Here is an 18,218-nt window from a genome sequence, read left to right as displayed (position 1 = left end):
CTGTTGGCGCTTCTCTCATCCATGGCGTGACGGATTCGGGTTAGACTGGCGCTCATCGGATGTGGTCGTGGAGCTTCCATGAAGTGTTTGCTTGTCAGCCTGTTGGCGTTGGCCTCCACCATCGCAGGGGCTGAGCCCGTGCAGGTTGCTGTTTCTGCCAATTTTTCCTCCCCATTGAAACAACTGGTCCAGCGTTATCACCAGCAATACCCGCGGGCAGACATCCAGATCACGGTTGGCTCCACCGGCAAACTGGCGGCCCAGATTCGCCAGGGGGCGCCCTACGATATTTTCCTGGCTGCCGATGCTCGGCGGCCGCAGGAGCTTGCTTCCGAAGGGTGGATTCAGGCTGGCACAGTGCGCACCTATGCCATTGGCAGGCTGGTGCTATGGTCTCCGGATGCCGGAGCCGTTCTCGATGGCTCCTCACTGGTGGCCGGCATGGTGACCCCCGTGGCCATGGCCAATGCCCGTACCGCACCCTATGGCGAAGCCGCCGAGGCAGTGCTGCAACAATTTCCACTTCCGGATTCGGTGACCCTGGTACAGGCAGAGAATGTGGCGCAGAGCTATCACTTTGCCCATAGTGGCGCCGCAGAGGCTGCCTTTGTGGGGTTAAGCCAGGTCCAGGACCAGGGAGGGCGACAGTGGCGTATTCCCGACGCGCTCTATCCACTAATACGTCAGCAGGGTGGTGTGCTGAGGGGTATGCCTGCAGCACAGCATTTCTACGATTTTCTGTTTTCTGGCGAGGCTCAGGAAATGATACGCAGTCTGGGTTATCGCACCGATGAGGTCGCCGATGATGTTGAGTGATGGCGACTGGCTGGCCCTGTGGGTCGGGGTCAAACTGGCGGTGGTTACCACCCTCATCCTGCTTGTGGTATGTACGCCGCTGGCCTGGTGGCTGGCCCGGCGTCGCTTGCCGGGGCAGGCGCTACTGGAAGCCTTGCTGGCACTGCCCCTGGTGTTGCCGCCGTCGGTATTGGGGTTTTATCTTCTGATCGGGCTGGGACCGAGTGGCCCGGGCGGCTGGCTGGCGCAATGGGGCGGTGCCCGCTCTCTGGCGTTCAGCTTTACCGGCCTGGTGATCGGTTCGCTGGTCTATTCGCTGCCCTTTGTTCTGCAACCTCTCAAGAATGCCTTTGCGGCCATTGAGCCACGGCAACTGGATATGGCGGCGGTCTCTGGGGCCCGTCCCATGGACCGTTTTTTCTCGCTGGTGATTCCCCAGGCCCGACATGGCTATGCCAGTGCTGTGATTCTCGGTATTGCCCATACCCTCGGGGAATTTGGTGTGGTGCTGATGATCGGCGGCAGCCTGGCCGGGGAAACCCGGGTGGCCTCAGTGGCTCTCTATGAGCATGTAGAGGCCGGGGACTACGCCAGTGCGCATCGGTTGGCGGCGGTGCTGTTGGTGGCGTCGGTGTTAATGCTGTGGGCCCTGTTTCGCTGGCAACGCAAGCAGAACACCGGGGTGATGCCATGAGTCTGGCATTCTCCCTGTCCGGCCAGGTGGGGTCGTGCCGTTTGCAGGCGCAGGCGCAGCTTGCTGCCAATGGTGTGACGGTCCTGTTCGGCCCTTCCGGGTCCGGTAAAAGTACGTTGTTGCGAATGCTGGCCGGGCTTCAGGATTGCGATGGCGAGATTCGCTTCGGTGACCAGCTCTGGCAAACCGACGACGTCACGCTGCCGCCCTGGCAGCGCCCCCTGGGCATGATGTTTCAGGAGCCGACCCTGTTTCGCCATTTGAGTGTGCGCGGCAATCTGGACTATGTGGTGAAACGTCGGGGAGCAGCATGGGACCTGGACAGCGTGGTAAGTCAGGCGCGTATTGAGGATTTGCTGGGGCGTTCCGTGGAGACACTTTCCGGGGGTGAGGCTCAGCGGGTGGCGCTGGCTCGAGCGTTACTGGCCGGGCCGCAACTACTGTTACTGGATGAACCCCTGTCAGCTCTGGATCACGGCCACAAGCAGGAATTGCTGAAGATGATCAGCGATATCGCCAGGAAGGTGCCGGTGATTTATGTCACCCATGATCTGGATGAGTTGCTGACCCTGTCGCGACAGGTCTGGCTGATGGAGCAGGGACGCATCGTGGCCAGAGGCAAGGCTCACGAAGAACTGGCACGGCTGGATGGCCCGTTGGCCCAGCGTGGCGATGCCACGGCCTTGCTGTACGGTGAACTGGGAGATTACGACAACCGGGATCATCTGCAGGCGGTGACCGTTGCACAACAGACATTCTGGCTACCGGCGGCGCAGCCGGTGTCTGGCGAAGAGCCGGTACGCCTTCGCATTGCCGCCCGGGATGTGAGCCTGTGCCGCCAGGCGCCGCAGGATTCCAGCATTCTTAATATCCATCCGGTGCAGGTGGCAGCCTTGCGCGAAGTAGGGCCGGGACAGGCTGTGGTACAGCTGGCTCTGGGGGATCAGCGTTTGCTCGCCCGCATCTCCAGCCGCTCCGCCCGGGAGCTTGAGGTGTTCCCCGGTGCGCGGCTTTATGCGCAGGTGAAGGCGGTGGCGTTGGGATAAGCTACAAGCTATAACGCGAGCATGGGTTTGCGTGTTTTCAACGCAAGAGGCCGCTCCCAAACTTTGGGCGCGGCCTCTTGCTCTCAAAATAAACAGAACCTTCAATCGCGTTGTAGCTTGCAGCTAGAGGCTATTCTCCTCCCGCCTGGCTGCGCCAGTCTGCGGCCAGGCCGAAGCGTAGTTCGCCGGTGGTGATGGTGCTGGTGCCGGAGAAGAAGAACATGGCCACGGTGATGATCTGCAGGCTGAGAATAACCCCCGGTGACCAGAGGGCTCCCAGGCCGGCAGCAAGATCCGCCGCCAGGCCCCCATGGGCAGGCAGGATCAGACTGATGGCAATCCCATAGAGCGCGGCCAGCAACGCCATCATCTGGTATACCGAGAACAGTCTGCTGCCGCCACGATAGTCCGCCCGCAACGTTTCCGAATATACCCGCCACAACTGACTTCCTACCAGGCTCAGGGCAAAGGCCAGGGCAAATTGGCTGTGGAAGAAGAGGGCACTACAGACCAGCGCGAGCGCGGTATAAACCACACAGGTGACCGCCTGGATGGGGATCACTTTTACCGCTTCCATTTCCCCGGCAAAGGCAATCTTCTTGGTCTTGCCGATAAACACATGATTCAGGGTACAGAACAGGCGTTGGGCCCAGCGCGGTGAATGGCGCAGGGCCTTGCCGTAGCAACAGCCGAAGCTGATACAGGCCAGCCGTCCAATGCCTTCACCCAGTACATAGGCAATCGACATGGCGGCCAGCATGGGCAGAATCGGTAAGGCAGTCTGCCACCAGTGCTGGCTGGCCAGGTCCGCCAGCCACAGGAACAGCGGGGCGATAATAATGCCGACAAAGCTGGCACCGCCGACGGTGAAGCCATGGCGGTTTTTTTCCACCACGGTGGCAATGATCTTGGCGGCGGGCAGGCAGATTGCCAGTATCCCGAGGGTCAGCAGCAGTGCCGTGCCCAGCGACACACCGGCGGAAGCAGTCAGCAGAATAAAGCAGGTAACGCCGAGCCCGCCGGCGATACCGGTAAAGAGCCCGTAGAAGGTCAGGTTCAAACCCTGCCAGGAGCCGTCATGGTTTTTTTTCAGCGGTAACGAAGCCACGAATTGCCAGCGCTCTTCCGGCAGATGACGGAACAGAAAGCGAAAGCCTGCCCCGAAGATCAGGGCGCACCCCAACAGAAACAAATCCACAGCCATAGCGAGCTCCTTCAGCGGTAGCGTCAGGACCGAGCATGCGGCTGTATCAGTGCGGATCAATGACAGGTGGGTGACGGTTGCATGAAGGTGAAACGCGGCATCAGCCAACATGCGAGGAAGCGCGGACAATGCTTGAATAACGCGAGAGAGAAATGCTTAACGGATGTGCTGCGGGTTAATCTCGATTGCGCAAAAAACACTCGGCGGCTTGCACGATCAGTTCGGTGACGGAGCGGTCTTCCATCAGGGCCTGCATTTTCAGGCGTTTGTGCAGATCGGCGGGTATATCGGCAGTGAGCCGGCGGTAGCCATCACGCACGGCTCCCGGGCGCTGCGGCTTCGCGGCTTTCTTCGGACCGGGTTTACGAGCGGCACCGTTACGCTTGCGGGGGCGCTGCTGCTCTTCAATAGTGACGAAATCGATCTGTTCCATGGGTGCTGCAATGAGGCCGGCGAAGACAGTCGCCAGATTACTGGAAAGTGCTGCAAATAGACAGGATTGGCAGTTAATTTTATAGTGCAAAACCTTGATTAAAAAAGCGTTGTCGCAAAGGCAACGATAAGAACAGGGGTTGGGGGAGAGGATGGAAAATGTGGATGTCCTGATCATCGGCAGCGGCTTTGGCGGCTCGGTGATGGCCTGCCGGATGGCGGAGAAGGGAAGTCGGGTGGTGGTGTTGGAACGGGGGCGGCGCTGGTTGTCGGACGATTACCCATCGGTGTCCCAGCGCGATTGGTTCTGGGATGAAGACGAACCGGAAAAACAGAACGGCTGGATCGATTTTCGCTACTTCGGCGACATGAGTGTTGCCATGGGCGCTGGGGTGGGCGGTGGCTCCCTGATCTACGCCAATGTCAGCATTGAGGCCAAGCCGGAGGCCTTTGCCCAGGGGTGGCCGGAGGCCATCGATTACGTCACGCTCAAGCCCCATTACACTACCACTGGCGTCATGCTCAATGTGCAGGAACTGCCGGGCAATCAATGGACCCCGCGAACCCATCTGATGAAGGAAGGGGCTGACGCCGTCGGGGCCGGTGACCGGTTTCGTATTGTGCCCCAGGCGATCACCTTTGATCCCGACTGGAGCCCACAACGGGATGATCCATACTCCTATGGCCACAGCCAGACCTGGGTAAACCCTCAGGGCAAAACCCAGGGCACCTGCGTGCATTGTGGTAACTGCGATCTGGGCTGCCCGGTGCAGGCCAAGAATACCCTGGATCTGAATTACTTGGCGGCGGCGGAGAATGCCGGTGCTGATGTCCGTCCCCTGCATCATGTGCGCACCATTCGTGCCCTGGAAGGCGGCGGTTATGAAGTGCTGGCCAGGGACCTGTACAGCCATTGCTGGCGCCGTTTCAAGGCGGAAAAGGTGATCGTGGCTGCCGGTTCCATGGGCTCTACGGAACTGTTACTGCGCTGCCGGGATCAGTACAAGACCCTGCCGAAACTGAGTCGCAAGCTTGGCCACAACTGGTCCTGCAATGGTGACTTCGCCACCATGGCATTTTATGAGGAGCGCCAGATTTCTCCCACACGGGGGCCGACCATTACCAGCGCCATTGATTACCTGGATGGTGAAGATGGTGGCGCTCGTTATTTTGTGGAAGATGGCGGCGTGCCCGATATTCTCGGCAGCTGGATGGAGCGACTGGGCAAGGATCCCCGCTTCGCCAATACTCGGCTGGGTGCTGCCATGCTCAAGTATGGAGAGAGCAGTGATCCCTTTGCCAGGATGATGCCCTGGTTCGGGCAGGCCATGGACGATCCCGGTGGCCGTTTCTATCTGGGCCGTCGCTGGTACTGGCCCTGGAAGAAAGACCGCTTGAAACTGGATTGGGACTATCGCAAGGCGGAAAAGGCGGTACAGGGCCTGGCAGACCGCCATCTGTCGCTGACCGCTGCGACCGGCGGTGATCCGATGACGCCGGCCACCTGGGACTGGTTCAAGGATTTGGTGACCCCGCACCCGCTGGGCGGCTGCAATATGGCAGATTCTGTGGAGCAGGGCGTGGTAGACCACCGGGGAGAAGTTTTCAACTATCCCAATCTGTTTGTGATTGATGGCGCCATGGTGCCACGGGCGCTGGGTTTGAACCCGTCACGGACCATCGCCGCACTGGCCGAGTATGCCGCCAGTGAAATGGGTTGAGGTTCGCTTCATGCCACATACTTTATGCGAGACGGAACACCGTGCATTTTGCGGGTTTTCAGCAAGACAGGCGTGCTGCTCATTGGCGGCTACGATACCTTGGTAGTCAGTAGAGAATCAGAGAGGAATCCATAATGGCCGATGCCCGTTTCCATATCGTCTTTACCGGTCAGCTGGTGAAAGGGTCGGACCTTGCGACGGTAAAAAGCAACCTGGGAAAAATCTTCAAGATGGATGCCGCCCGGGTGGAGAAATTGTTTTCCGGGCAGCCGGTGGTGTTAAAGAAAGATGCCGACCAGGCCACCGCCATGAAATTCCGCGCAGTGCTGAAACAGGCCGGCGCAGAGTGTGAACTGCGGCCGGTAGCCGATCCCGTCCAGGCATCCGCTGGTGCATCTGCGCCGGCACCCGAATCCCGCGCAGCGTCTCCGGCCCCGGACAGTCGCGAACCGACAGAACCCTCGTCTGGCGAGCTGGAAACGGTGGGCACCATCCGCACCGGGGGAACCGGTTTTTCCGGGGCCTTCTCGGTGGCGGAAGTGGGGGCGGAAATGGATAACAGGGAAAAGGTCGCTCCTCCGCCTGCGCCGGACGTGGATCACTTGACTATGGCTCAGCCGGGGGAAGTGCTGGGGCAGAAAAAAGCGGAGGAAATGCCGGTGGCACCGGACATCAGCCATCTGTCGCTGAAAGACGACTGACGCCCGTGCTGTTGTGGCATCAGGGGCTGGATGCGGCCTGGAATACGGTGTCCCGCTCGTTGCCTTCCAGGCGCTTCAGTAGCCGGTGGCGGCTTTGCAGTGCCGGGTAAACCGGGCTGTCGGGGGAGATGGAAATCACCAGCGTTTGCATTAGTTCACGGGCACCGTGCACATCCCGCTGGCGTATCAGTTTGTCCAGTTGGGCAAAGGCCTCGTTATCTGCGGCCAGGGTATCCAGCTCAGCCAGTTGTTGCGGATTGGCGGTGAGCTGGCGAGCACGGCGTATCGCCACCTTGGCCGCGCGGGTATCGCCCAGATCAAGTAACTGGCGAATTACCGCGTAATTTTCACTGAGATCCACCGCGTCACCCTTGGCTTTTTCCGGCGGCGTTTTCAGGGGCGTTTCTGAGGTTTTTTCAGACGCCGGTGGCGTGGATGCTGCAGGGGCTGGCGACTGAGTAGCCGCGTTATCATCGGTGAGCGTCAACGTCCAGTTGCCCAGCTCACAGCCACTTTCTGTGCTGACGTTTACCTGCCACTGGCCTCCGGGAGCCAGATCAAGGCCGGCAAAGGTTTTCGACGACCAGGTGCGCCAGTAATCCGAGCCCACCGCCAGCGGCACATCAACAATGGGTTCACCGTTGTAGGACCAGGTATGGTGCAGCTGCTCGCCATTACCATCCTGGATGGCGGTAAAGAACAGTAGCTCATTGACTGAGAGTGGGGCGGTTGTGAGCTGAGCGAGCGGTTCCCGTTCTTCCACTGCAGTGGTGAAAGCGGCACTGACCAATGTCGGGCACGAGTTGTCGGTGGCAGTTTCAGCGAAGGCCAATGCCGGAATCAGCAGGCCGGTGACAATGCAGATACGCACCTTGATACCCCCAGAATGTTGTCCGGCTGCCGCTTTTGTCTGGATAGTTTTTGGATAGCGGCAGCATCTACAACAAGACTAGTGGCACAGCGGCAACAACGCGCAGAACTGCGTCACGTTAGCGGTGAACATTCGGGTAAAGACAATCAGTCTGCCGAGGCGGATTCATCACCCTGATCCGGACCATGGAACGCCAGGTAGAGCTCTTCCAGTATTTCCGGAATGCTCAGGGCCATTTGCCGTACCACCTGACTGTTGTCCCAGAGCGTGTCCAGGGCTTCGTCATCATCCACCCCTGAAATCAGGATGAAGGGCAGCAGCATTTGCGCCATCTGTTCTTCATCATCCTGATACCAGTTTTCTTCGGCCACAAAGACGCCGGTCATGAAACCGGCACACCAGCTTGCCAGATCCTGGCCGTCATCTTCCTGATAAGGGTCAAGCAGGCAGGGCAGGTTGACGGCGTCGCCACCGAGTAACTGTGTTACCAGTCGTTCGCGCAGCCGGTTGAGAGCATCAGTGACGTCCTCGGGAACCGGCATTTCCAGCTCTTCGCTGTAGTTCACCGTTTCCACGTCTGGCCCGACGGCCAGGGCACAGAGCATGCCATGGATTTCCGTCCAGGTAGGGGCGTCTTCGCCAAGGTCCTGGAAGTACTGGCGAACGGTGTTTTTCAGGCTGGGATTGGTAATGTCTGACATGGAGTCCTCCGCTGCCGGCAAGCATACCGGGAGTTATCGGCGGTCTCCAGGTATTCAGCTCAACGGCAGCCGGACCACCTGGTTCCGGCCCCGGGATTTGGCTTCATACAGTGCGCTATCAGCCCGCTTGATCAACTGGTCCGCCGTTTCCCCGGGCTGGAAGGCGGTCAAACCGGCAGAGAAAGTGGTTTTGATGTCACTGGCAAAGGAATAACCCTGTTCGGCGAAGCGCCTGCGCAGGCGTTCCAGAGCGGCTTCGCAGGCGGCTTCCGTGGCATGGGGAAACAGCACCACGAATTCCTCACCACCGTAGCGGGCCAACAGGTCCGATTTGCGCAGGCCCTGGCTGGCAATGCGGGCAAAGCGGCTGAGCACTTCGTCGCCACTATGATGGCCGTAGTTATCATTGACCCGCTTGAAATGGTCCAGATCGATAATCGCCAGATAAAGGGGGGTGTGGTTGCGGTTGGCGAGGGAAAGCTCTTCCTCCAGTCGTTCGAGAAAATGGCGGCGGTTATACAGCCCGGTAAGATCATCGCGCACCGCAATGGCTTCCAGGCGAGAGTGGGCATCACGCAGGTTTTCACGTTGATCCCTGACCCGGTTCTGCAAGTTGTGGATGTAGCCCCCCATATAGATAAACCAGCAGAGGATCAGGGCAAGAATGATCCAGTGCCCGATCAGAAACGAAAAGATCGCCTGTTGGGGGGTTTCCAGCCACTCGTATACCTGCAACGTGGTGAAGCAGAAAAGGGTAAAGCCGGCCATGGCCATTTGCCGGCGCCTGTCCAGGGCAAAAATGCCAAACGTCATCACCATGAAGTAGATGCTCAGCATGGCGCCACGTAGCTCGCGGGTATAATGCAGGATCACCGTGGTCAGGATGATGCCGGTGGCCATCTGCAAAATGGTCAGGCTGGGGTCGCCGAGGCGTTCGCTGAGACCACTACGGATGAGCAGAAAGAACACCAGGTTGATGGCAAATAGCACCGAGAACATCATCAGGTGCGGTGTATTGGGCGCAAAGGCACTGAGCTCGACGCCGAGGATGGTGCCCACCCATAGCAGGCAATAGGAGTAAACGGCCATGATCTGGCGGCGGAGGCGGATGGCGCGCTCCGGCGGTTCGGCGGGAATCAGGGTAAGCACGTAGGTAATCGGATCCTGTAGGTTGCCTGCTGGCTTTTTGGTCAACTTTACCGTTTTTCTCATTCCAGGTCACAGGGATGTCATTGTGAGAGGTAGACAGGGCCTGACAAACTGTCTCGAGTGAAACAATCGTTTGATTGGTTATGTTAATTCGACCTCCTGAGGCCCGATCATGTCGACCCCCCTGTTTGATCTCACGCTCACCGAAGAGCAGCGCATTACCCGCGAGAGCATGCGACGTCTTGCCCGCGATTCCCTGTCGTCCCAGGCCCGAGCTGCTGACGATGCGGCGCAGGCCAATCCGGCGCTACTGGATGCCATTAGTGGTTTCGGCCTGGCCTTGATGCCCATGCCGGAAGCCCTAGGTGGCGTTGCCATGCCTCGTTCGCCGTTATCCAATGCCCTGGCCGTGGAAGATCTGGCCCAGGGAGACATGTCCCATACCCTGGCCGCACTGCAACCGATGGCTGCAGTGAATGCACTGATGGATTTCGGTGACGAGCAGCAACAGGAACGGTGGCTCCCAGTCTTGGCGGCGGAGACCTTTACTGGTGCAGCGTTGGCGGTCAACGAGCCCCGTGCCACCTTCGAGCCTGCTGCGCCGGCCACCATGGCCAGCCAAGACGGCGACACCTACACCCTCAACGGCGTGAAAAGTCTGGTCCCCATGGCTGCCCAATGTGAATGGTTTGTAGTGGTGGCTGCTATCGATGGCGAGGTGGCGGGCTTTGTGGTGCCGGCGGAGGCGGAAGGGCTGACCATTGAGTCCGAGCCGTACATGGGGTTGCGTAGTGCCAACATGGCGACGCTGACCCTGGAAAACGTGGCCATCCCGGCCCGTGACCGGTTACCGCGCTTCGACCTGAATCGTCTGCTGGGCCTCAGCCGTATCGGCCAATGCGCGCTGGCGGTGGGCTGCTGTCAGGCGGTGCTGGAATACAGCATCCCCTACGTGAAAGAGCGCAAGGCGTTCGGGGAGCCTATTGCCTGGCGTCAGTCCGTGGCCTTCATGGTGGCCAACATGGGTATCGAAATTGAAGGCATGCGCCTGATGATGCTGCGCGCTGCCAGCCGGGCGGAGCAGGGCCTGGATTTCCACAAGGACGCCTATCTGGCCCAGTTGCAGTGCATGGAAAAAGCCATGGAGATCGGCACCAACGGTATCCAGCTCTTTGGTGGCGCCGGCTTTGTGCGCGATTACCCGCTGGAAATGTGGTACCGCAACCTGCGCAGCATTGCCGTGTTGCACGGCAGCCTGATGGTATAGGAGAGAGTCATGATCAATCTGGAAATTCCGGCCAAGCTCGAACAGGTCCAGCAGATGGCCCAGCAACTGGCAGCGGGAGTGTTTCGCCCCATTGCCCGCAAATACGACGCCATCGAACACTGCGATACCCCGGAGGAGCTGAAGCCGGTGGCGCAGATGATGGCAGCCATGCCCCGCGGCGGTGGGAAAAAGGGTGCCAGTGACGAGATCAAGAACGGTAGCAACATGACCGGCATCCTGGCGGTGGAAGCCATGTGCTGGGGCGATGTGGGGTTGATGCTCTCCATTCCCGGCTCCGGGCTGGGCAATGCGGCGGTGATGGCCGTGGGCACCCCGGAGCAGAAAGAGAAGTATGGCAAGCTCTACTGTGCCATGGCGATTACCGAGCCCGGCGCGGGTTCGGATTCCGCTGCGGTCAGTACCACCGCTGAACTGGACGGTGATGAGTGGGTGCTCAACGGTGAGAAAATCTACTGCACCGCGGGCCAGCGCTGTGATGCGGTGGTGGTCTGGGCGACCCTGGACAAGTCATTGGGCAAGGCGGCGATCAAGTCATTCATCGTTCCTCGCGATAACCCCGGCCTGCAGCTGGTGCGCGTGGAAGACAAGATGGGCCTGCGCGTGTCAGATACGGCTGCCCTGTCGTTCAACAACTGCCGAATCCCCAAGGACCATATCCTTGGTTCGGCAGAAATTGGCGATACCGAAGAGGCCCGCAAAAAGGCCTTCGGCGGGGTGATGCAGACCTTTGATAATACCCGTCCCCAGGTGGCAGCCATGGCATTGGGCGTGGCCCGTGCGGCACTAGAGATAACCAGAGAAATATTGGAAAAAGAAGGGGTTGAGGCTGATTTCTCGAAACAACCTTATAATTCTACGGCGCGGGAGCTGGAGCTGTACCGGCTGGAAGCGGACCTGGAAGCCGCCCGCCTGATGACCCTGAAAGCCGCCTGGATGGCAGACAATGGCCAGCCCAATTCCAAAGAAGCCTCCATGTGCAAGGCCAAGGCCGGGCGCATGGGCAATGAGGTAACCCTCAAGTGCGTGGCCCTATGCGGCGAGCTGGGCTATTCCGAGCGGACGTTGCTGGAAAAGCTGGCTCGGGATTCAAAGATCATCGACATCTTCGAGGGCACCCAGCAGATCCAGCAACTGATCGTGGCACGGCACCTGCTGGGGCTGTCGTCCAGAGAGCTGAAATAATATGTCGACAAGGCCGCTGTAGGAACGGAGCGTAGTGGAGTAACGCACGTAGTTCCGTGCGGCCCTAAGGGTGAGCGAAGCGAATAATGCCTCTCGAGGCGCGAACCGCGCTTGCGCGGAAATCGTCCGCAGGACGATCAGGAGTTTCAGGGCTCGCCAGTTGTATGGAGGTTAGTCTGTAAGCTAGAAGGCAACTTGCCACGGCCAGTTCGCGCCTCGAGAGGCGCTCCTACAGCGGCTGCGTAGTTGGCGTATTTGCTGTTTCAGCCTTTGGATTTCCCGGCCATGGCATTACCCTTGCGGTGTCTTTGACTTCAAGGAGCGTTTGAGATGGCCGAAACGCTGGCTGGCAAGGTGGTGTGGATTACCGGGGCCTCCTCCGGGATTGGCGAGGCGTTGGCGAAGGAATATGCGCGCCGGGGCGCAACCCTGGTGCTCTCCGCCCGTCGGGAAGAGGAGCTGAAGCGGGTCCAGGAGGGTCTGGTCAACGGTGATGACCATCTAGTGTTGCCGCTGGATCTGACGGAAGTCGAAGCCATGCCTGCTGCCTTGGCGGCGGTGCGGCAGCGTTTTGATCGTCTTGATCAGGTGGTCCACAACTGCGGCATTTCCCAGCGCTCCCTGGTGGCCGACACCGATTTGGCGGTGGATCGGCGAATCATGGAGGTGAATTTCTTTGGCACCGTGGCGCTGACCAAGGCGGTATTGCCCTGGCTGAAAGAGCAGGGCCGAGGCCGGTTTGTGGTGGTGACCTCGCTGGTCGGTGAGCTGCCCACGCCTTTGCGCAGTGCCTACAGCGCCAGCAAGCACGCTCTGCACGGTTTCTTCGAATCCTTGCGTGCCGAGGAATACGATGCTGGTATCCGGGTGACCCTGGTGATGCCCGGCTTTATCCGCACCCAGGTCTCCCTCAACGCGCTCACCGCCGATGGCTCTGCCCAAGGCAGTATGGATGAGGCTCAGGAAGCCGGTATTGCCCCTGACGAATGCGCCAAACGGATGGTGAAGGCCGTGCAGCAAGGCCGCGATCAGGTTATCATCGCCGGCCGCGAGGGTGCCGGTATCTACCTGAAACGCTGGAGCCCCGCGCTGTACCGCCGATTGATCCGCAAAATGAAGGTCACATAATCGCCCACACGCTTCACGCAAAATCTGCTTTTTGCGCCATTGCTGTTGCGTGAAGCGTGGTGGCTGTTACACAGAGAGAGAAAGGGTTCCCATGGACACGCTGGACGCCAAACAACGGACTCGCCTCAACAAGCTGCAGAAGAAGCTGCGGCGCGAGGTCGGTCGTGCCATTGCTGATTTCAATATGATCAGTGAGGGCGACAAGGTGATGGTGTGCCTGTCTGGCGGCAAGGATTCCTACACCATGCTGGAAATACTGCGCAATCTGCAGCATTCGGCGCCGGTGAATTTCGAGCTGGTGGCGGTGAACCTGGACCAGAAGCAGCCGGGGTTCCCGGAGCATGTACTGCCGGAGTACCTGGAGCGGGAAGGGGTGGCCTATCACATCCTCGAGAAGGACACCTATTCCATCGTCAAGGAGAAGGTGCCGGAGGGGAAAACCACCTGTGGGCTGTGTTCACGGCTGCGTCGCGGTAGCCTCTATGGCTTTGCCGAAGAGATCGGCGCCACCAAGATCGCCCTGGGCCACCACCGCGATGACATCGTCGAGACCCTGTTTCTGAACATGTTCTTTGGCGGCAAGATGAAGGCCATGCCGCCCAAGCTGCGCAGCGACGATAACCGCAATATTGTTATCCGTCCTCTCGCTTACAGCCGCGAGAAGGACATCATCGAGTTCTCCAACTTCAAGGATTTCCCGATCATCCCCTGCAACCTGTGTGGCTCTCAGGAGAACCTGCAACGCCAGGTGATCAAGGAGATGCTCAACAAGTGGGACCGGGATCAGCCAGGGCGCATCGAGAACATCTTTGCTGCCATCCAGAATATTGCCCCCTCGCAACTGGCCGATACGCGCCTGTTCGACTTCGAAAATCTGGAAGACGGCCAGCAGCAGGGCGGTGAGCAGGCTCACCGACTGGACGTGGTCAACCTGTTCGGCTGATCAAAAAAGCATCGTTTCGGCGATTTTGCCACTAGACATGATTCACGGCGCCGTTTCCGGTAAAATACCCGCGCCTTTTTGCGGTGCGGTCTGTCAGGCCGCCATGTAACCGTTTCCCCGGGCTTCTGCGACTTCCTCCGACCCCCTTCAAGCGGGGTCGACCCTTGGGTTTTCGCCGAATGTCCCGATTAACCAAGACTCTCTCGACCAGAAGGGTAGGAGCACCATGACCGATCGTATTCAGAAGGGTAGCCTTGAAATCGCTGCCGAACTCCATGATCTGGTAGTCAACGAGATTGCGCCGGGTACCGGCGTGGACCCGGAACACTTCTGGGCCGAGCTGGAAAGCATCCTCAAGGACCTGGCGCCCAAGAACAAGGCGCTGCTGGAAAAGCGTGAAACCATCCAGGCGCAGCTGGACGAGTGGTACAAGGCCCGTAAAGGCCAGGCCATCGACATGGCTGAGTACAAGCAGTTCCTGACCGAGATCGGTTACCTGCTGCCGGAAGGCGAGGACTTCAACGTTACCACCGAGAATGTGGATGACGAGATCGGCACCATCGCTGGGCCGCAGCTGGTGGTACCGGTGAAAAATGCCCGTTTCGCCCTGAACGCCGCCAATGCGCGTTGGGGCAGCCTGTATGACGCCCTCTACGGCACCGACGTGATTTCTGACGAAGGCGGCGCCGAGAAAGGCGGGGCTTATAACCCCAAGCGTGGCGCCAAGGTGATTGCCTGGGCCCGTAACTTCCTGGACCGCTACTTCCCGCTGGCCTCCGGCTCCCATAAAGACAGCACCGGTTACGCCATTGTTGATGGCAAACTGGAAGTGTCCCTGGGCGCTGAAAAATCCGGCCTGAAAGACGAAGGCCAGCTGCAGGGTTATGTGGGCGAGGCCTCTGCCCCATCCGGTATCCTGCTCAAGCACAACAACCTGCATGCAGAAATCCAGATCGATGCCAGCCACCCGATTGGCACCGACGACGCTGCCAACATGAAAGATGTGCTGCTGGAATCTGCCATCACCACCATCCAGGACTGCGAAGACTCCGTAGCCGCCGTGGATGCGGAAGACAAAGTCGAGGTGTATCGCAACTGGGCCGGCCTGATGAAGGGCGACCTGCAGGAAAGCTTCCAGAAGGGCGGCAAGACCATGACCCGCGCCATGAATCCGGATCGCGAGTACACCGCGCTGGACGGCGGCACCCTGACCCTGCACGGCCGCTCCCTGTTGCTGGTGCGGAACGTGGGCCACCTGATGACCAACCCGGCTATCCTGCTCAATGGCGAGGAAACCCCGGAAGGCATCATGGACGGCATGATCACCGTGCTGGCCGGCATTCATGACCTGAAGAAACTCAACAAGCTGAGCAACAGCCGCACCGGTTCCATGTACATCGTGAAGCCGAAGATGCACGGTCCGGAAGAAGTGGCCTTCGCTGTTGAGCTGTTCGAGCGTGTCGAGAAGGCCCTGGGCCTGGAAAAGAACAGCCTGAAGATCGGCATCATGGATGAAGAGCGCCGCACTACCGTCAACCTGAAAGAGTGTATCCGTCAGGCGAAAGAGCGTGTGATTTTCATCAACACCGGCTTCCTGGACCGCACCGGTGACGAAATGCACACTTCCATGGAAGCAGGCCCCATGGCGCGTAAGGGCGACATGAAAGCCCTGCCGTGGATCAATGCCTACGAAGACTGGAATGTGGACATCGGTCTGGAATGTGGTCTGCCGGGTCACGCCCAGATCGGTAAGGGCATGTGGCCCAAGCCGGACGAAATGGCCGAAATGATGGCCACCAAAGCCGGTCACCCGAAAGCCGGAGCCAACTGTGCCTGGGTGCCGTCCCCGACGGCTGCGACCCTGCACGTTACCCACTATCACGAGATTAACGTGGCAGAAGTCCAGAAAGAGCTGGCTAACCGCAAGCGTGCCTCCCTGGACGATATCCTCACCGTGCCGTTGCTGACCCGTGAGCTGTCCGCCGAAGAAATCCAGCAGGAGCTGGACAACAACGCGCAGGGCATTCTGGGTTACATGGTTCGCTGGATCGACAGTGGCGTGGGTTGCTCCAAGGTGCCGGACATCAATGATGTGGGCCTGATGGAAGACCGCGCCACCCTGCGGATTTCCAGCCAGCACGTAACCAACTGGTTGCACCACGGCATCACCAATCAAGAGCAGGTGACCGAAACCCTGAAGCGCATGGCAGAAGTGGTAGATCGTCAGAACGCCAACGACCCCACCTACGTGCCCATGGCCAAGGATTTTGACAACTCCGTGGCCTTCCAGTGCAGCGATGGAGCTGGTGTTCGAGGGCTGCTCCCAGCCCAGCGGCTACACCGAGCCGGTCCTGCACCGTCGTCGCCGTGAGCTGAAAGCCCAGTAAGACAAAAAGCCCCGCATCGCGGGGCTTTTTTTCGCTACAAGCTACGCTTCGCTGGAAATGCTTTCTACGAAGCTACTGTAGGAGCGGCGCTTGAGCCGCGAACCTTGCGCAGCAAGGAAGTCGCCCGTAGGGCGATCAGGGCTCCCAGAGCTCGACAGGTTTCTGCACTGTGTGCGGCGCCTGCATGGTCCCCGATAACGGTGCGGGAAACGTGACCGGGAGCGTGTTACTGCGTTTGCCTGACACTGCCATGCTTGATCGCCCTGCAGGCGATTCCGCGCTCCGCGCGGTTCGCGGCTCAAGCGCCGCTCCTACAGCGGCTTCGAGTGCGACGCTATTCCTTTTCCACCATCACCTCCAGCGGCAGATTGACCTGCTGGCTGCTGCTCTGCACCCCGCCAAAACCACGCTGGTCCTGTTTGCGGTCTACGCGGATGCTGCCCATGGGCTGCCAGACACCCGGCTGTAGCCTCAGGGTGGTGCCGCTGGATTGGGTGTATGCCACGCCCTGGCCGCCCGGCTGGTCGTAGCGCTGGCTGATCTGCAGTACCACGCTGCCGTCCGGGGTCAGTTGCGGGATTACCTGGATACCCTGTTGTAGCTCAGCAAGCACGGTGCCGTAATAGCCGCCGCCGAGGGCGAGCAGGGTGCCCTGGCTGATATGGGCCGGGTAACCGCTGAGGGTGCGAATCTGGTAATGGTCCTGCTGGCTGCTGTGCTGCCGGCTTTGTTCAATGCGGATGTCACCGGAGACCCCGCCGGGAATGCGGCCCTGGATACGGGTATCCACTCCGCTACGCTGGCCGCTGCTGGTACCTTGACGACGAAGATGAACAACCAGAGCGCTGGGTGCGGCTTCCAGGCTGCCCAGCGCACCTTCCAGTTCAGCCATATTGCTGTCGGTGGTGCGGATGATCAATTTGCCCTGATAGGCCCGGACGCTGCCGCCGGGGGCCAGTAGGGGTTCGATCACCGACACCAGTGCCGGGGCATCCGGGCGGGGTAATACGTGGATGCGCATGGAGTCTGCCATGGCCTGGCCGATCATCCCCAGCAGCAGGCTGAGCAGCAGAACGAGATGTCGGCAGCGGTGTATTCGTCGTTGCATCATGATCGACTCCGGCAGGCTTTTTCTCACTCTATCATGGCCGCTGCATTACGCATCTCTACAGGATCACAGGCATAATGGCGTCCGCCTGAAGTTGCCCCAGAGTTGCCATGTTCGCCAACAGCCGTAGCGTTACCTCGAATCAGACCGGAATCCACAATGACCTTGAGCGGGTGGTCCGTCGCCATCTGCAAAGTCCCTGGCAGGCGCCTATTGCGGACCATGATGCTCAGGCGTTTGCGCAATTGCAGCAGTGGCGGCAAGCGCAAGGCGCTGAGCGACCGCTGATGCTAGATTCCGGCTGTGGCACCGGGAGCTCTTCCTTGCTGCTTGCCAGCCAGCACCCGGAGGCTCTGGTGGTGGGGGTGGATCAGTCCGCTGCCCGCCTGGAGCGTGCCGGCAGGCGTTTTCAGGCACTGCCGGACAATCTTTTGCTCTTGCGGGCGGATTGCGCGGGTTTGTGGCGGCTCATGGCGGGGGAGGGCTGGCAACTCCAGCGCCATCAGATTCTTTATCCGAATCCTTGGCCGAAAAGCGCTCATCTGAAGCGGCGCTGGCACGGTCATCCGGTGTGGCCCACGATGTTGTCGCTGGGTGGCGTGCTGGAAATGCGCAGTAACTGGTTGCTGTACCTGCAGGAGGTGCGGGACGCGCTGGCGATCAGTGGCATTGATGCGGCGCTGTCGGAACTGCCGCTGCAAAGCGAACCGTTGACGGATTTCGAGGAGAAATACCAGGCCAGCGGTCAGGTAAACTGGCGACTGACAGCCAGTCTGTGATGTGGCGGGTAGGGAGGATTAGCCGAAGGCGTAATCCACCGTCACAATGTGGAAAGTCTGGCACCAGGAATCTGGTGGATTACGCCTTC

16 protein-coding genes and 1 pseudogene are annotated in these 18,218 nt (G+C 59.7%); 11 read left to right on the top strand and 6 right to left on the bottom strand.

The features are described 5' to 3' along the window. Positions 1 to 78: 78 nt before the first annotated feature. The 3 genes from modA to modC are packed head-to-tail and all read left to right on the top strand — an operon-like array spanning position 79 to position 2,535. Positions 79 to 816, top strand: a complete 738-nt coding sequence (gene modA / locus ACMG4M_RS09780) for a molybdate ABC transporter substrate-binding protein (RefSeq protein WP_035244546.1) — start codon at positions 79 to 81, stop codon at positions 814 to 816. After that, the gene (gene modB, locus ACMG4M_RS09775; protein WP_035244840.1) at positions 806 to 1,489 is read left to right on the top strand and encodes a molybdate ABC transporter permease subunit; all 684 of its coding nucleotides are present in this window, start codon (positions 806 to 808) and stop codon (positions 1,487 to 1,489) included. The genes modA and modB overlap by 11 nt, the downstream gene beginning before the upstream one ends. Continuing rightward, positions 1,486 to 2,535 carry a molybdenum ABC transporter ATP-binding protein gene (gene modC / locus ACMG4M_RS09770; RefSeq protein WP_035244544.1) on the top strand — a complete coding sequence of 350 codons (1,050 nt, stop codon included), beginning with the start codon at positions 1,486 to 1,488 and terminating at the stop codon, positions 2,533 to 2,535. The genes modB and modC overlap by 4 nt, the downstream gene beginning before the upstream one ends. A 130-nt stretch (positions 2,536 to 2,665) precedes the next feature. Here modC and ACMG4M_RS09765 read toward each other — a convergent pair whose 3' ends face one another. Both ACMG4M_RS09765 and ACMG4M_RS09760 read right to left on the bottom strand, forming a co-directional pair. Beyond that, entirely contained in the window at positions 2,666 to 3,739 is a 1,074-nt protein-coding gene (locus ACMG4M_RS09765; RefSeq protein ID WP_035244542.1) for a prolipoprotein diacylglyceryl transferase family protein, read from the bottom strand. Between the two features lie 175 nt (positions 3,740 to 3,914). After that, the gene (locus ACMG4M_RS09760) at positions 3,915 to 4,172 is read right to left on the bottom strand and encodes a hypothetical protein (protein ID WP_035244540.1); all 258 of its coding nucleotides are present in this window, start codon (positions 4,170 to 4,172) and stop codon (positions 3,915 to 3,917) included. A 151-nt stretch (positions 4,173 to 4,323) separates the two neighbouring features. Here ACMG4M_RS09760 and ACMG4M_RS09755 point away from each other — a divergent pair, with 151 nt between their 5' ends. Further along, positions 4,324 to 5,892 carry a GMC oxidoreductase gene (locus tag ACMG4M_RS09755; protein WP_414429889.1) on the top strand — a complete coding sequence of 523 codons (1,569 nt, stop codon included), beginning with the start codon at positions 4,324 to 4,326 and terminating at the stop codon, positions 5,890 to 5,892. Positions 5,893 to 6,026: 134 nt separating this feature from the next. Further along, positions 6,027 to 6,593, top strand: a complete 567-nt coding sequence (locus ACMG4M_RS09750; RefSeq protein WP_414429888.1) for a hypothetical protein — start codon at positions 6,027 to 6,029, stop codon at positions 6,591 to 6,593. 19 nt (positions 6,594 to 6,612) lie between these two features. Here ACMG4M_RS09750 and ACMG4M_RS09745 read toward each other — a convergent pair whose 3' ends face one another. The 3 genes from ACMG4M_RS09745 to ACMG4M_RS09735 all read right to left on the bottom strand — a co-directional run bounded on the left by ACMG4M_RS09745 (position 6,613) and on the right by ACMG4M_RS09735 (position 9,377). Further along, positions 6,613 to 7,464, bottom strand: coding sequence for a DUF2914 domain-containing protein (locus tag ACMG4M_RS09745; RefSeq protein ID WP_052042427.1), 852 nt, complete (start codon positions 7,462 to 7,464; stop codon positions 6,613 to 6,615). A gap of 146 nt (positions 7,465 to 7,610) precedes the next feature. Next, positions 7,611 to 8,165, bottom strand: coding sequence for a YecA family protein (locus ACMG4M_RS09740; protein WP_414429887.1), 555 nt, complete (start codon positions 8,163 to 8,165; stop codon positions 7,611 to 7,613). A 54-nt stretch (positions 8,166 to 8,219) separates the two neighbouring features. Beyond that, the gene (locus ACMG4M_RS09735) at positions 8,220 to 9,377 is read right to left on the bottom strand and encodes a GGDEF domain-containing protein (protein ID WP_414429886.1); all 1,158 of its coding nucleotides are present in this window, start codon (positions 9,375 to 9,377) and stop codon (positions 8,220 to 8,222) included. 109 nt (positions 9,378 to 9,486) lie between these two features. Between ACMG4M_RS09735 and ACMG4M_RS09730 the strand changes: the two genes are divergently transcribed. The 5 genes and pseudogenes from ACMG4M_RS09730 (at position 9,487) to ACMG4M_RS09710 (ending at position 16,242) form a co-directional block, all read left to right on the top strand. Further along, positions 9,487 to 10,581, top strand: coding sequence for an acyl-CoA dehydrogenase family protein (locus ACMG4M_RS09730; protein ID WP_035244532.1), 1,095 nt, complete (start codon positions 9,487 to 9,489; stop codon positions 10,579 to 10,581). Between the two features lie 9 nt (positions 10,582 to 10,590). Then, positions 10,591 to 11,784 (top strand): acyl-CoA dehydrogenase family protein, encoded by a 1,194-nt coding sequence (locus ACMG4M_RS09725; protein WP_035244530.1) that lies wholly within the window; start codon positions 10,591 to 10,593, stop codon positions 11,782 to 11,784. 330 nt (positions 11,785 to 12,114) lie between these two features. Further along, complete coding sequence (locus tag ACMG4M_RS09720; protein WP_414429885.1) at positions 12,115 to 12,912, top strand: SDR family oxidoreductase; 798 nt, start codon at positions 12,115 to 12,117, stop codon at positions 12,910 to 12,912. 91 nt (positions 12,913 to 13,003) lie between these two features. Next, positions 13,004 to 13,855, top strand: coding sequence for a tRNA 2-thiocytidine(32) synthetase TtcA (gene ttcA / locus ACMG4M_RS09715; protein ID WP_035244526.1), 852 nt, complete (start codon positions 13,004 to 13,006; stop codon positions 13,853 to 13,855). A 226-nt stretch (positions 13,856 to 14,081) separates the two neighbouring features. Further along, a pseudogene (locus tag ACMG4M_RS09710) lies at positions 14,082 to 16,242 on the top strand (malate synthase G). A gap of 334 nt (positions 16,243 to 16,576) precedes the next feature. Here ACMG4M_RS09710 and ACMG4M_RS09705 read toward each other — a convergent pair. Continuing rightward, entirely contained in the window at positions 16,577 to 17,353 is a 777-nt protein-coding gene (locus ACMG4M_RS09705) for a hypothetical protein (RefSeq protein ID WP_414429884.1), read from the bottom strand. A 107-nt stretch (positions 17,354 to 17,460) separates the two neighbouring features. Between ACMG4M_RS09705 and trmB the strand changes: the two genes are divergently transcribed. Continuing rightward, positions 17,461 to 18,129, top strand: coding sequence for a tRNA (guanine(46)-N(7))-methyltransferase TrmB (gene trmB, locus ACMG4M_RS09700; protein ID WP_414429883.1), 669 nt, complete (start codon positions 17,461 to 17,463; stop codon positions 18,127 to 18,129). The last annotated feature ends 89 nt before the right edge of the window (positions 18,130 to 18,218 follow it).

The sequence above is a fragment of the Alcanivorax sp. IL3 genome (assembly GCF_047495465.1).
Classification (GTDB): Bacteria; Pseudomonadota; Gammaproteobacteria; order Pseudomonadales; family Alcanivoracaceae; genus Alcanivorax; species Alcanivorax jadensis.
Note: the sequence above shows the minus strand (reverse complement) of the source record. Positions and strands in the feature narration are given on the sequence as shown.

Bases quoted from the DNA above. Each gene is read 5' to 3' on its own strand.
- modA (WP_035244546.1), top strand. From the start codon at position 79: ATGAAGTGTTTGCTTGTCAGCCTGTTGGCGTTGGCCTCCACCATCGCA.
- modB (WP_035244840.1), top strand. From the start codon at position 806: ATGTTGAGTGATGGCGACTGGCTGGCCCTGTGGGTCGGGGTCAAACTG.
- modC (WP_035244544.1), top strand. From the start codon at position 1,486: ATGAGTCTGGCATTCTCCCTGTCCGGCCAGGTGGGGTCGTGCCGTTTG.
- ACMG4M_RS09765 (WP_035244542.1), bottom strand. From the start codon at position 3,739: ATGGCTGTGGATTTGTTTCTGTTGGGGTGCGCCCTGATCTTCGGGGCA.
- ACMG4M_RS09760 (WP_035244540.1), bottom strand. From the start codon at position 4,172: ATGGAACAGATCGATTTCGTCACTATTGAAGAGCAGCAGCGCCCCCGC.
- ACMG4M_RS09755 (WP_414429889.1), top strand. From the start codon at position 4,324: ATGGAAAATGTGGATGTCCTGATCATCGGCAGCGGCTTTGGCGGCTCG.
- ACMG4M_RS09750 (WP_414429888.1), top strand. From the start codon at position 6,027: ATGGCCGATGCCCGTTTCCATATCGTCTTTACCGGTCAGCTGGTGAAA.
- ACMG4M_RS09740 (WP_414429887.1), bottom strand. From the start codon at position 8,165: ATGTCAGACATTACCAATCCCAGCCTGAAAAACACCGTTCGCCAGTAC.
- ACMG4M_RS09735 (WP_414429886.1), bottom strand. From the start codon at position 9,377: ATGAGAAAAACGGTAAAGTTGACCAAAAAGCCAGCAGGCAACCTACAG.
- ACMG4M_RS09730 (WP_035244532.1), top strand. From the start codon at position 9,487: ATGTCGACCCCCCTGTTTGATCTCACGCTCACCGAAGAGCAGCGCATT.
- ACMG4M_RS09725 (WP_035244530.1), top strand. From the start codon at position 10,591: ATGATCAATCTGGAAATTCCGGCCAAGCTCGAACAGGTCCAGCAGATG.
- ACMG4M_RS09720 (WP_414429885.1), top strand. From the start codon at position 12,115: ATGGCCGAAACGCTGGCTGGCAAGGTGGTGTGGATTACCGGGGCCTCC.
- ttcA (WP_035244526.1), top strand. From the start codon at position 13,004: ATGGACACGCTGGACGCCAAACAACGGACTCGCCTCAACAAGCTGCAG.
- ACMG4M_RS09705 (WP_414429884.1), bottom strand. From the start codon at position 17,353: ATGATGCAACGACGAATACACCGCTGCCGACATCTCGTTCTGCTGCTC.
- trmB (WP_414429883.1), top strand. From the start codon at position 17,461: ATGTTCGCCAACAGCCGTAGCGTTACCTCGAATCAGACCGGAATCCAC.